Origin of the sequence: Chryseobacterium sp. 'Rf worker isolate 10', from assembly GCF_050753305.1 — a bacterium.
Taxonomy (GTDB): Bacteria; Bacteroidota; Bacteroidia; order Flavobacteriales; family Weeksellaceae; genus Chryseobacterium.
In genome coordinates this window covers 915,864-930,412 of the sequence record NZ_JBOZOF010000002.1, presented here as the reverse complement: position 1 = coordinate 930,412, position 14,549 = coordinate 915,864, and the positions used below count along the sequence as shown (strand labels likewise).

6 protein-coding genes are annotated in these 14,549 nt (G+C 33.7%); 1 reads left to right on the top strand and 5 read right to left on the bottom strand.

Annotation, left to right across the window (positions count from 1 at the left end; translation table 11 throughout):
* Positions 1-19 precede the first annotated feature (19 nt).
* From LKL37_RS14125 to LKL37_RS14115, 3 genes are all read right to left on the bottom strand, one after another.
* A complete protein-coding gene (locus LKL37_RS14125) occupies positions 20-1,069 on the bottom strand; it encodes a UDP-glucose--hexose-1-phosphate uridylyltransferase (RefSeq protein WP_431611174.1) in 1,050 nt (349 codons plus the stop codon).
* Positions 1,070-1,088: 19 nt separating this feature from the next.
* Complete coding sequence (locus tag LKL37_RS14120) at positions 1,089-2,972, bottom strand: beta-galactosidase (protein WP_431611173.1); 1,884 nt, start codon at positions 2,970-2,972, stop codon at positions 1,089-1,091.
* 256 nt (positions 2,973-3,228) lie between these two features.
* Positions 3,229-4,956: a sodium:solute symporter family transporter gene (locus tag LKL37_RS14115; protein ID WP_431611172.1), complete on the bottom strand. Its 1,728-nt coding sequence runs from the start codon at positions 4,954-4,956 to the stop codon at positions 3,229-3,231.
* A gap of 245 nt (positions 4,957-5,201) precedes the next feature.
* Here LKL37_RS14115 and LKL37_RS14110 point away from each other — a divergent pair, with 245 nt between their 5' ends.
* On the top strand, positions 5,202-6,200 hold the full coding sequence (locus LKL37_RS14110) for a GntR family transcriptional regulator (protein ID WP_431611171.1): 999 nt from the start codon (positions 5,202-5,204) through the stop codon (positions 6,198-6,200).
* A 211-nt stretch (positions 6,201-6,411) separates the two neighbouring features.
* On the opposite strand, the gene LKL37_RS14105 is transcribed toward LKL37_RS14110, so the two are convergent.
* Positions 6,412-10,224 (bottom strand): TIM-barrel domain-containing protein, encoded by a 3,813-nt coding sequence (locus LKL37_RS14105; protein WP_431611170.1) that lies wholly within the window; start codon positions 10,222-10,224, stop codon positions 6,412-6,414.
* 385 nt (positions 10,225-10,609) lie between these two features.
* Positions 10,610-14,449: an RICIN domain-containing protein gene (locus LKL37_RS14100; protein WP_431611169.1), complete on the bottom strand. Its 3,840-nt coding sequence runs from the start codon at positions 14,447-14,449 to the stop codon at positions 10,610-10,612.
* Between the last annotated feature and the right edge of the window lie 100 nt (positions 14,450-14,549).

Sequence of the window (14,549 nt, the reverse complement as noted above, 5' to 3'; positions counted from 1 at the left end):
ATTTTTATTAAGAGCTATTTTATTTATTATTATAATGAATTGTTGAACTTTTTTTAAGAATTTCTGCGCTTTGTTCCGGAGTAATATCTCTTTGGGCTTCTGCTAACATTTCGTATCCCACCATAAATTTTTTCACGCTAGCTGAGCGAAGCAAAGGGGGATAAAAATGCATATGAAAATGCCATTCTTCGTGGGACTCTGAATCTGTAGGAGCCTGATGTATTCCTGCAGAATAAGGAAAAGAAGTGGAGAAAATATTATCGTATTTCGTAGTTAAATCTTTCAACATCTGGGCCAATAAAGCCTGATCTTCATGTGAAAAATCCAATAGGCTTTTTAAAGGCTTTTTACTTATAATTATTGTTTCAAATGGCCAGGTTGCCCAGAATGGAACCAAAGCCATAAAAGCCTTATTTTCTAATATAATCCGCTCATTAATTTCTATTTCTCTTTGAAGATAATCAGACAGAAGCGTTGTTCCGTTTTTGTCATGATAGTTCTTCAAATTTTGCTGGGTCCTAGCTACCTGAGAAGGAATGGATGACTGCGCCCAAATCTGCCCATGAGGATGAGGATTACTACATCCCATAATTGCTCCTTTATTTTCAAAAATCTGAACATGATTAATGTAATCCAGTTCTCCCAGATTCTGATATTCTTCTTTCCAAGTAGACACCACGTTTGTAATTGCCTCCACAGTCATCTCAGGAAGAGTCAATGAATGGTCGTGTGAAAAGCAAATTACCCGGTTAATTCCTCTTTCAGGTTCAATTTTAAATAATTCATCCTCGGTTTCATTGAAGGATACTCCTTCGCTTAATAAAGATCCAAAATCATTATCGAATACATATACACCTTCATACTGAGGGTTTTGGACTCCGTTAATTCTTGAATTTCCCGGGCATAAATAGCATTCGGGGTCATATTGATTTTGAACGCTTGGTAATGGTTCTTCCTGTTGTCCTTGCCATGGCCGTTTTGCTCTTTGCGGTGATACTAAAACCCATTCATCCAATAAAGGATTATATCTTCTATGTGGATGATCTTTGCTGTTAAATGAATTACTCATATTGAGTTTATTATTTATATCAGTTTGACCCGTTTTCAGGGATTAATTTGTCCAAAATAGGTTCGGATAATGTGTTTAATTCTTTATTAATTTTATTATTTTTCTGTTCAAAAATAATAATCTCATTATTATCCTTTTTTAAATAACACCCTGGTAAATATAATGTCTGTTGCGGCCCTACTGACCAATATCTTCCTAAATTAATACCGTTAACAAATACAATTCCCTTCCCAAAAGGTCGCATATCTAAGAAAGTATCTCCCACTTTGGATACATTAAAACTTCCTTTGTATATGGTTGGTCTGTTCTCTTTTAAATCAGATTTTTGTTTTGCATCAATTACTGGAGCCTTTTCAAAAGGAAGCCCATACATTTCCCAATCTCCAGTGATTTTTCGGTCATTAATAAATACAGGAGAAATAATTCCTTTTGTATTCTTATTAATAGCAGCTCCATAGTTAATTCTTCCCATGTTTTCTACCAGAATGTCTAATTTTCCATTGAAGGGTATATTAACTTCACATTCATATTTTTTATAGTAACGATTAAGCTCTCCAACTTTTTCTCCATTCACATAAACAATCGCATAATCTCTTAATCCATCAAGTTTTAAAGTTCCTTTAATTGGCTGATTAAAGTTTTTGCTGTACCAAACATAGCCATGCCCTTGATTTAATTGCTCAAAAGTTAAAGGATTGTCATTAATTACAGGTTTTACATTATTTTTTACATTTTCTAAATCAATTGCCTGAGACAATTTAATACCCTGAATTTGAATGACTGGAATTTTTGCAGGAATAGGAGGTGTAGAGGAAGTTTTTAATAATTCTCTTAATTTCAAATACTTTTCGGTTTCCCAACCTGCTTCAGTAATGGGAGCATCATAATCATAACTGGTCATACTCGGCTGTATATCATGAGTTTTATCATAATTAGCTCCAGAGGTAAACCCAAAGTTAGTTCCTCCATGCACCATGTAAATATTAAAAGAAATATCATTATTCATGAATTTTTCAATGTGGCTTTTTACTCTTTCCGCAGCTTTACGAGGGAAAGGTTCTGCCCAATGATCTAACCACCCTGGATAGTATTCTGCTACCATAAAAGGACCTTCATCATTATGAAATTTCTTGACTTCTTTCTTAATATTTTCTGGATCTTCGTCTCCATTTGCAGTTGGCAAAGCGCCAGGCAAAGCGCCTCCTTCAAATAACCAGTCTCCATCTGAAGTAAAAAACTCCATTCCTTTGAAACCAACTTCTTTTAATTGATCAAATACGGATGAACTGTATTTTTTATGATCTTCCAGCTTAATGTCTTCTCGTTGAGCAACAAAAGATCCAAATTCATTTTCTCCCTGCACCATAACAATAGGGCCTCCATTAACAATCAGATAAGGTTTTACCACTTTGTAAAGCTCTGTGAAATATGCTTTTGTTGAATTTAAAAAAGGAGTATTGTATTCTCTGATTTTCATATCCTTATCGTTTTGCAAAAACCAAGGATAACCACCGAATTCCCATTCTGCGCATACATAAGGTCCCGGACGAAGAATGACCATTAAGCCTTCTTCTTTTGCTATTTTTAAGAATTCAGGTAAGTTTCGGTTCCCGGTTTGAAAATCCCATTTTCCAGGAGCTATTTCGTGATAATTCCAAAATACATAAGTAGCTATTGTATTTAGTCCCATCGCTTTAACCATTTTTAAGCGATGTCTCCAATACTCATGAGGAATCCTAGCATAATGAATCTCACCTGAATGCAATTTAACTGCCTGTCCGTTAAATTTAAATTCTCCTTTTTCGATTTTGAAAGATTCATATTTAATAGGTTTCTGCTGCGCATTTATCAAATTTACCCCTACTAAGCACAAGGCTAAAGTTATATTTTTAATAAGCTTCATAGTATGTATTATAAATCTAGTTTAGTTAGTAAAATAAATTTATAAAATTACTCGATACTATCACACTAGTTCCTACCGGTTTTTATAGATTTACCACCAGTTTAAAAATTTGGAAATATTTTAATAAGCTCTTACCCAACAACTGCTAAAAAAAATAACAAACAAGCTTCCACAAATAATGGGTGTATGGAATAAATTTTTGTAAAAAAACACCATTTCTCATTTTTCTCAAATGCAACACTCAAAATTATTTCTATTACCAGAAACGAACATAAATAGCAGTTAGAAGTAATACAATAATGACGATCAGGAATAATGTTCTATTGTCCACATTGAACATATGTTTGTCTGCAATAAAAGCTTTTGGATTTACTTTTGGTTCTAAAACACTTAAGAGAACCATTACAGCTGCAGTAATGAAAAATGACCACCCCATATTGATAAGGAAAGGAATCTCTGTAATCGTTTTCACCACACCGTTTTCTAATTTTTCATAAGTGAATGCTGTATAAATCCATGTTTCTTTTCCAAATAGCTCAACGGCAAAGCTGTTAAAAAATATAGATAATAAAAAACCAAGAATAACTCCAACTATAGCAGCAGTTCCGGTAGTTCTTTTCCAAAACATCCCTAAAATAAACATAGCAAATACACCCGGACTAATAAAACCCGTATATTTTTGTATAAATGTGAAACCACCTTCTCCACCGATTCCCAAAATATCTGTCCATGTAAATACCAAAGCAATCAACATCGCCACTATAATTGCCCAACGTCCTGTTCTTACCATTTGTATTTCAGAGGTGTTGGTTTTTAAATATTTTTTATAAATATCTAAAGTAAAAATTGTGGATATACTATTTACTTTTCCAGCAAGTGATGCTACAATTGCAGCTGTTAAAGCAGCAACTGCAAGACCTTTAAGTCCAGATGGAAGCAACCCCAGCATTGCAGAATAGGCACTATCTTTTACCCCATTAAAATTTGACAAATGACCTTTTGTATAGAGTACGTAAGCTGCAATCCCAGGAAGCACAACAATTACAGGCATAAAAAGTTTTAAAAATCCAGCAAATAAAATTCCTGTTCTTGCTGTTTTCAAGTCTGCTCCTAATGCTCTTTGAGTAATGTATTGGTTACATCCCCAATAATTAAGCTGTACAATCCATTGTCCAGCAAAATACATTGCTAAACCTGGCAAAACGACATATTTCTGTACTGCTAAATTTTCTGGCATTGATAAAGAAGTTGTTGTAATTTGTGGTTTATCCAGAATGAGTTTGAAATGTCCCGGAGCTTCTTTCAAAAGGGTATTTAAACCCGTTAAGGCATTTCCAACAGCAGCACCGTTAATCCTTTGATCCACAACCTGTAATGCCATATAAACTGTAGCAAAACCACCAATAATAAGAACTGTTACCTGAATAACATCCGTGTAGCCAATGACTTTCATTCCTCCCAATCCAATAAACAAAGCCATTAGTAAAAGTGCAATCATAATGATATGCAGATGACCTCCACCAAGCAATGAATCAATAGCTACAGCTCCTAAATAAAGAATGGAAGTAAGATTAACAATTACATATAAAAATAGCCAAAAAACAGCCATAATAAGAGAAACAGACTTATTATATCGTGTTTCCAAAAACTGGGGCATCGTATAAATCTTATTTTTGAGATAAATAGGAATAAACCACACTGCAATAATGATAAGTGCAATTGCAGCCAGCCATTCGTACACGGCAACAGCTACTCCTATGAAGAAACCTTCCCCACTCATCCCAATGAATTGTTCTGCCGAAATATTAGATGCAATCAAACTCGCTCCAATTGCCCACCATGTAAGTGAGCCTTCTGCAAGGAAATAATCTTTACTTCCTGTAGTTTTTGATTTTTTTCGCTTGTATATCCATAAGCCGTATCCTGTTACAACCAAAAAATAAATTAGAAATATAGCCAAATCAAATGTCGATAGTTTTCCCACGCTTAAAAATTTTTATAGTAAATTTTTCATAGATTTCTATACTTTTTAGCATTTTTATGCACTCTAGAGTATTCAATAGTTTATCACTTCCGATAGATCATTTAGAACAAAATCGAATTTTTCGCAACAAAATAACACAAAAAGAAACCTTATATTATCAAATGTATAAATTTAACAAACACTTCCATACTTGTTCCTACCAGTTTTTGTATATTTACTACTAGTTTTAAAAAATTGGAAATATTATGAAGCTTATAAAAATAATCCCCGATTCGGTTGTTCCTAAATACCAGCAGATTATTAATTCCATTGAACAAGCTCTTGCTCAGCAACTGTTAAAAAAAAATGACAAACTACCTTCCATCAATAAGGTGTGTATGGAGTTTGGTATTTCCAGAGACACTGTCCTATATGCCTACGAAACACTGAAAAAAAGAGGAATTGTAAATGCCATTTTGGGTAAGGGATATTATATAAAAAGTACCGATTGGGATTTTGAAGAGCGAATTTTTCTATTATTTGATGAGCTGAATGCTTTCAAGGAAACCCTTTATAATTCATTTTTGGAAGAGCTGCAACAAAGATCTAATATCCATGTTTTTTTCCACTATTTCAATATAGATGTCTTCAAAAAGTTAATTGAAGAAAATAATGGAAACTACACAAAATACATAATAATGCCAGGTAATATGAATGATACAGCTTGCATTATTAAGAAGCTTCCAAAGAAGGACGTTTATATATTAGACCAAACCAGTTTACATTTAAGAGAATATTCATCAGTACACCAGAATTTCGCAAAAGACATGTATAATGGTTTATCAAAAGCAAAAACTTTGCTTGAAGCCTACCAAAGATTGATTCTTATTTTCCCGGGAAAAAAAGAACCAATAGGTATGGTAGAAGGATTTACCAGTTTTTGTGAGCAGTATAAAAAGAAACATATCATTATCAGTAATTTTACCGATGAGGAAATACTGAATGGAGACGTATTCATAATTCCTGATGATAAACACTTGGTAAACGTTATTAAGCAATCTAAAAAGCAGAAGCTAAAGATTAAAAAGGATTTCGGAATTATCTCCTACAACGAAACGCCTCTTAAAGGGATTGTAGAAAATGGCATTACTACGATTTCTACGGATTTTTGGCAAATGGGAAAGATCTTGGCAGAGATGATTCTTAATGCCAAACAAGAAAGAATCGAAAATGCTTCTGATTTAATTATCAGGAATTCCTTATAATTGATTTGAATTAAGTTTTTTATCAAAAATTATTTCATAAAAACACAAACAAAAGCTAAAAAACAGATGTATTCTCAACCAGCTTACATTTATTTTTGAAAAAAGGCTCAGATTATAAAATCCAAGCCTTGATTTTTTAACTTACTCATTTCGTGAGATTAATGTCAAAAAAATGTAAATTCTTTCTTTTTGCTTTTAAACAACTTTGTCATTAAAAGTCAATAGAATTCAGTGTTTTATCAACCAGCAATCCGTTAGTAGCTTTTATATTAAATGATCCGTTTCGTTTTGCTTTAAATTTGATAATAAATAAATCCGCTGTGCCTTCTAAAGGACGTTTTTGTCCTACATTAACCAGCGTAGGATATAATATCTTCTCCTTGTTGGTATGCAGTCTATCATAAGTCAGGTTTTCCATTTGTCCGATATTTAATGGGGTAATTCCTATATATTCCAATTCTTCTTGATTATATGGAATAGCAAAACTCAATGCATTTACCGATTGCAGATTACTACCTTTTACTACTACTTCAACAATATCATTCTTAGCATATTGCTTTTTTGAAGCAGAGACTGTAATGCTGCCTTGCAGTGGTTTCAATTCTTCATCGCTTACTCCTCCATCTATCTTTACAGCTACGTTAGAAATATCCAATGCATCAATGAAACCGTTTTTATTTATATCTCCATTGCTAATATACCCTTCAAAATCAGAATCTCCTTTTCTCAAACCTGTATAATTCATATATGAAGTAAAGTCATTCATATCAATCTTCTGATCATTGTTGATATCGCCTGGAAGCAAACTTGAAGACCCTGGAACTTTGAATACATATAATTCATTTCCACTGCCAAAGTTTTTGAAAGCATTGCTGACTTCAATCTTCATAAATCGTGTAGTAGGATGTTTGGTGAAATCTAAAGATTTACTTTTATTATTTCTATCCCACGTAAAAGAGCCAAGTTCTGTCCAATCTTTTTTATTATCACTATACGAAATTTTACCATTCATAAATATTCCGTTGTAGCCACTGTTTCTAGGAATATATTCCAATTTGCTTATGGTATTAATAGAGCCTAAATCTAAAATTATTTCAAAAGGGACTTTGCTTTTTTCATAGTCCGAATGCCAGCCCGTGCTCACATCCTGATCAAAAAGATTTTCTATCTCTTCTCCTTCCTGACTTGGAATTGTGGCTGTGGCTTTTATGCCTTTAATTGCAAATTCGTAAGGATTTTTATTGGTTCCAGACGAAAAAGAAACCCAATCAGAAGTATTGGTTTTATTTACAGCTCTTAATTTGAAATCATATTTCGTTTCAGGAGCCAATCCTTCAAACAAGAAAGAGGTATCTTTTATATTACTGTATACCATATTGTTATATAATATTTCGTAATAATCAGCATTAGGGATTTTATTCCACGATGGCAATATAGAATATGCGGTGTTTGCATTTTCTGAAGTGGTTGGTTTTAACGTTTCTGCAAATGCTCCGGAATTATTTTTTAATTGGTTAGAATTAGTAAATTGGTAATCTTTAATAACAAGCTCTACTTTGTTTTTGCTGATATCGGTAATTTCTGATTTTACCCAAACTTGTGGATTTCGGGAAATCGAAACTTTTGAAAATTCAGAATCTTTTGTAGAGAAATTATTGAATTCTGGTTTGCTGTTGTAAAAGTATACGTTTGTGGCATTATTGAATTCATCTAAAGTATTTACTGTATTCAGTTTTATATTTTTACCTCCAATTGAAAGTTTTACACCAGATGGTTTTTGAGTGACATTAATTCTAAATTCTGTCATTTTTTCTTTTTCAAAACCATTAAAATTACCTTGAGTAGGAGAAATGCTTATTGCTGCAGTATTTTTTACAACATTACTTTCTATAAGAGTGCTTACAGATTCTTTTTTTCTGTAATTTTCGGTTACACCATCGTCATCATATTCTGTAAAACTAGATTTGTCTGAAGGATACACTTCATAAATTCTTAATTTTTTATTGATTTGATGAACATTGTTATTGGCATTTACCATCGGAATAATAGCGCCTGGCTTCACAAATAGAGGAAGTTTCCAAATTGGGGCATCGAAATGATTTAAGACAATCTCTCCTTCATAAGTCTGCCCTGTGAAATAATCAATCCAATTTCCTTTAGGGAGGTAAATATTATTTCTAATATCATTTCCTTCTTTATCCATTTTTGTAGCTTGATATACAGGAGCTACTAAGAAATAGGGGCCATATCGGTACTGATACTGAGTAGATTTTCCTAATGTATATTCATTAGCTTCATCTAAAAACATTGCTCTGATCATTGGCAATCCTTCTACGGCTTCCTTCGCTATACTATAGGTATAAGGAAGCAGGCTGGATTTCAATTTTAAATAGTTCCTGTTAATAGAAGCAGCTGATTCACCCAAAGCATGGGGATACTTTTCATTGGTTCCCCATCCATCCATGTTGAGCTGCATAGGAGTAAAGGTTTTCCATTGGAAATCCCTTGTATTGATGATTGGATTTTTCCCGCCAAAAATACCATCCATATCCGAAGTAATGTTAGGCTGGCCAGACAAACCAGAACCTATATAGGTAGGAATGTGGAATCTGATGTATTCCCACTCTCCACCAGTTTGGTCTCCTGTCCAAATACCTGCATATCGTTGTGAACCAGCCCAGCCGTCTAGCGATATGATAAAAGGACGGCTCCCATTACTATAGCGTGGTATTATTTGAGCTACATCTGAAATGCCATTAAGCCCGAATGAATAGCCAGGGCCTACCCAGGCAACATCCGTTTTTAACACTCTTACGCCTGCGTCACCTACTTCTTTTATGATATCTCTTTGCAGAAGGGCACCTATTCCTTCTTTTGGATGCAGATCAGATTGTGTCCATAATCCTATTTCCACTCCATTTTTTCTGGCATAATCTCCAAATGATTTTAAATTTGCGATATTACCTTCTAAAGTTTCTGTTTGTCCGTATCCTGCACCATAACCATCATTTGGCAAAATCCATCCTAAAGGCATATCTGCATTTTTATAACGGTCTATCACTGCTCTTGCAGAAAACTGATAATTATTTTTTTCACCATTTAAAGATTCTTTAACTCCACCATTGTCTTTTTGGCTCTCTTTATATCTTTTTCCATCTTCAAATAGGATTCCTTTATCATCTTCTTTCCAATAATCTCTGTTGTAGGCATTAAGATGTCCTTCATAAAAACCAAACTTGGGTAAAAGCACAGGATTTCCTGTGAGCTGGTAAAAATCGTTCAACAAAGATTTAGGATTATCATTTATCATAAAGAAAACGTCCAGGTAATTAGTCTCATGAGCCAGCTTCACTTCATTTTTATTTTGTTTACCGAAATCATAATATCCTTTTTTGAAAGTATGCCACATAAAACCGTATCCATTTGTAGACCAATAATAAGGATTTGGAGAGGCTACGCCACCATCAGTCCAGTTATTTTGATTAACAATTAAAATAGTATTTCCTTTATGAGAAAATCGACCGTTTTGTACACCTCCTCCATAGAAATATTCATCTTTTCCTTGGGATAAAGTCAGCGCTGCTTCTTTAGAATTAAATTCAATGGGAGCCATAAAAGAAAAGACTTCTTTATTAAGGTTCAAGTTGAATACTTTAAATAAAGAAGTTGTTTTTTCAATTTCTATTTTCATTTTACTGGTAGAGATAGAAATAGTCTGTGGTAAATTGTTGACAGCAATTTCTTTTACTTTTTTTCTAGGCTGATCTACCAAAATTTGAGCAGGAGGTGTCGCTTCGGGATTTCTTACTTCTCCGCCTTTGGGATCCAAAAATAATCGAAAAATATTTTCTCCATAAAAATCTATTAGTATTTTTTTGTTGTCAGAAAACAAAACTTCTACTGAAGTTTCTCCTTTCTTAGAAACATTTTCAATTTTTTGAGCCTGAGTTTTTCCAATGAAGAAAAAAAGAAAAGAGCTCAGGAGTAAAATCTTTTGAATTTTTGAATTTAAAACTGCATTCATTTATCTTGATTTTATTTATTAATTTACATTGTATACTGCTCGATCAATATTTAAGATAAAACTAACTATAATCTTTTGTTATATTAAGACTTTCAAAAAAATAGCTGCCTTTTTAAAAAATATGGATAACTTATTCAACGATTTTGTTTAAAAAGCGACCCATATTTATTTTAATAACAGACATCATAAAATCTGTCTGCTCAAATAATCACTGATTAATTTTTAATTAATCCAGTGCCAGAGGAATAAAATTTCATTTCAGCACAACTAGAAAAATTTCCAGTTTCGCCCCATTATCCTTAATTCTCTTATCCTAAACCAAGGTTAGCTAAAAAGCTCCATCATAAATTATATGATGGGCTTTTCTAACGAATCAAAACAATATTTATTTCACAATAAGTTTTGTACTAAAAGTATCATTTTGATTGACAATTTTTAAATAATAAACCCCGGTGGATACATTAAGTAACATCTCGTTTACGCCTTCCTTTAATGTAGCATTTACCATTAATTTTCCTAGACTATCGAATACAAATAATGTAGAATTTTTCCATCCTGCCGGCACGTCTATTTTTACTGGCGTATTGCTTTTTAAAGGATTTGGATATACAATCAGCTTTTGAATAGTATTGCTTTGGTCTAGTGGCATCACAGAACCAGCCATCTTTCCAGTTGAAGAAGCCGCATCAACAATTTTCCATTGCTGGTTATTCCCCCCTCCATAAGTCCACTGTACTATATTTGTACCATTTGTTGTACTGGATCCGGAGTTATCTAATGCTTTGCCACTTGAAGCATTGATGATTTTATAATATCCCGTACCTAAATCCACTAACTGCCATTGCTGGTTTACCCCTCCATTATCAATATATTGGGTCATTATTGTACCGTCAGTAGTGGAACTAGAAGGGTTATCAACCAGTTTGCTGCTATTCTTATTGATTATTTTATAATTTCCTCCTGTTTGAGCCAATTTCCATTTCTGGTTATTTCCCGCGGTATAGTCCATTTGAATCAGTTTCGCTCCATCAGCCAAAGATGCAGAATATACATCAAGAGATTTCCCGCTTGCACGGTTTATAATTTTATAATCTTTAGCCGGATCAAATACTTCTATAATTTGCCATTGCTGGTTATTTCCTCCTCCATAAGTCCACTGTACTATATCTGTACCATTTGTTGTACTGGATCCGGAGTTATCTAATGCTTTGCCACTTGAAACATTGATGATTTTATAATATCCAGTGCCTAAATTTACTATCTGCCATTGCTGGTTTGCCCCCCCATTATCAACATATTGGGTCATTATTGTACCGTCAGCAGTGGAACTAGAAGGATTATCAATCAGTTTGTTACTATTCTTATTGATTATTTTATAACTCCCTCCTGTTTGAGACAATTTCCATTTCTGATTGTTGCCCCCGGTATAGTCCCATTGAATCACTTTCGCTCCATCAGCCAAAGATCCGGAATATACATCAAGGGATTTCCCACTTGCACGGTTTATGATTTTATAATCTTTAGCCGGATCGAAATTTTGAACACATTGATTATTTACTTCAATAAAATTATTTAATGTTTGTGTACTCGTACCATACTGATCTGTTACAGTTAATGTTACAGAATACAATCCATTCGGAGCGTCTTTATAAGATACTGTTGGATTTTCCAATGATGAAGTTGAAGGGGTTGCGCCAGGGAAGCTCCATTGCCATGTTGCGCTGGCATTACGAACCACTGAATAATCTTTAAACTGTACTTTTTCTGTTACCGGACAATATATTTTGTTTTTATCAGCTGATATTAGAGCACTAGGTGGGCTTATCTCATACAAGGTATGTTCAAAAGCACCCCTAGAAGTTCCTATTTTTAACTTATTCTCATTATAATTAATAAACATAAAGCGAACATCACACATAGGAAGACCATCACCCAGCATCACCCAATTACTCATACTGTTATTCTTGTAAAACACTCCTGCTTTATTGCCTACATACACTCCACCGTTTGATCCTCTTTGGAAAATAATTTTCGTGATAGGAGAAGTAGTGAGCACAGAAGAACTAAGATTAGTCCAGGTAGCTCCACCATCATCAGATTTTAAAACTTTGCAGTCTGACTGAACTCCACTATATGTAACCCAAATTTCATTAGCATTATTATCTCCAACAGCAATATCTGATATATTTTTCGGACCTAGCGTAATGGTTGTATTGGGTGTTATATCAGTCCAGGTTGCTCCTTCATCTGTGGTTTTCCAAAGCTTATTATTGGTAATACCTTCTACAACGCACATTGCATTTGGATTCTTAGCAGAAATTTTTTCTCTGAAGACTTGTTTACTAAAAGTCTTAACAATAGAAATGCTGTTTCCGTTATCTTCAGTTTTGATAAGAGAGTTTTTCCATGTTGCAAGATTAGGATTTCCATTCGGATATTGACCTGCATGATGTGTAATAATTGTGTAATATTTATTAGGATGAAATTCTATAGAATTGAAATAATCATAGAGTCCTCCCAAATCTAAAAAATTAGATTCATTTGTTAAAGTATGTACCCCGGTTCTAAAATAACGATAGTTACTATATCCCTGACTGTATATATAACGGTCATCCAAAGGATTTACATCTGTATTTCCCTGATCTGCACCTGTCCCATTGTACCAAGTAAAACCATTACCGTCTTCTTTTATCATAACAGGGCCATGGTTATTTCCTGATGCAACTAAATTACTTTTAAAAGCACTGCCAAACCCCCATAATTCATGATTGCTGATACTATTCGTTTTTGTTGTCAAAGTATTTCCCAAATCATTAGAATATACCATTTCTCCATCACTTCCTACAATTAGCTTTCCGTTGACAAAATCAATACTCCTGATATCAGAATGAGTTGTTCCTGACGGTATTGAAAATGAAACACCATTGTTTGTAGAAATATGTATTTTTATATTTGCATACCCTCCATAAGCCATTTTATTTTCATCATTACGATCCATCTGAATATCTCCGTGGTGTAGTACCGGATCATGATTAACCGGATCTCCAATACCAGAAATCATATTTGTTCTGGTAAGCTCTACATTTCCTGCTAATTTATTTAATTTGTATAAATGAACTGCATTATGACCATAAGCGCTCGAGCCTGTACCTACAGCTATGTAGAATGAGGTCGCATTATTACTAGGTAAAAACACCTTTGTCCATCCGATGATTTGACCATTTGAAGACGCATTCAACGTTGTAGAATTCAATTGGGAAAAACTTGCTCCCTGATCCACAGATTTATAAACTTTGAAAACATTATTATTGGAAGTACTGGCAAAATAAACAGAATTACTATTATTTGTATCCCATTCCAAACACTCACTGTGTATTGATGAGTCCCATATTGCATAATTAGGAAGCCCAGTATAAACTTCATTCCAAGAGCTTCCTCCATCGATTGTGCGATAAAGCGATGTACCCCAACGAACAACTACAATATCCGGATTTGCAGGTGAAACTGCAATATCATATGCTTTGCCCGGATAGTTGTTAGCAGTCATAGTGGTTGTAAGCCAATTAAGGCCTCCATCGGTAGATTTAATAAGCTGATTATCACTTAATGCATAAACAATTTGCGGATTGGCGATACACACATCTATATCATTATATTTAGAATCAGGGAAGCCATTATCAACCAAATTCCAAGTTGAACCTCCATCAATTGTACGCCATAGCCCACCGGTGACAAAAGATACAAATATCTTCTGAGGATTCGTAGGATCAATTTTATTTAGATACACATACCCTCCATGGTTTCCCTGGACTGAATAAGATGTATTAGCACTATTTACAGGACCAATCATAGACCAGGTTCCCACTTGGGTCTGCGTATTTATTAATAACCCATTCTTGGTTTTTGAATCGTTTATTAAAAAAGGTTCCGGAACTACTTTTCCTTTCTCATTCAAATAAAACAGCTTCGTTCTAAGCCAGTCTTCACCAAGACTTCGTGGTTTACTTTTTTCCCATCTGTGGTTTCCAAAATACTTATCAAAATTCGATTTGATTTTAAAATAGTCTGCATAATCTTTCATTTCTGAAAACCAAGACATAGACTTATGCTTAACTTCATATTCAATATCTTCATCTTCTTCCATTACGGTTTTCTTTGAAGAAAAGTCCTGACCTTTGTAGATCACCGATATCAATAATATCAACAAAAATAATTTGTTTTTCATAAAGTGTTTGTTTAATTAATAGAAAACCGAATACCATATTTTACAATTTCTCATTTAAGATTATCTAATGGTATTATTGATTTCATCAGCCTTATTGGGA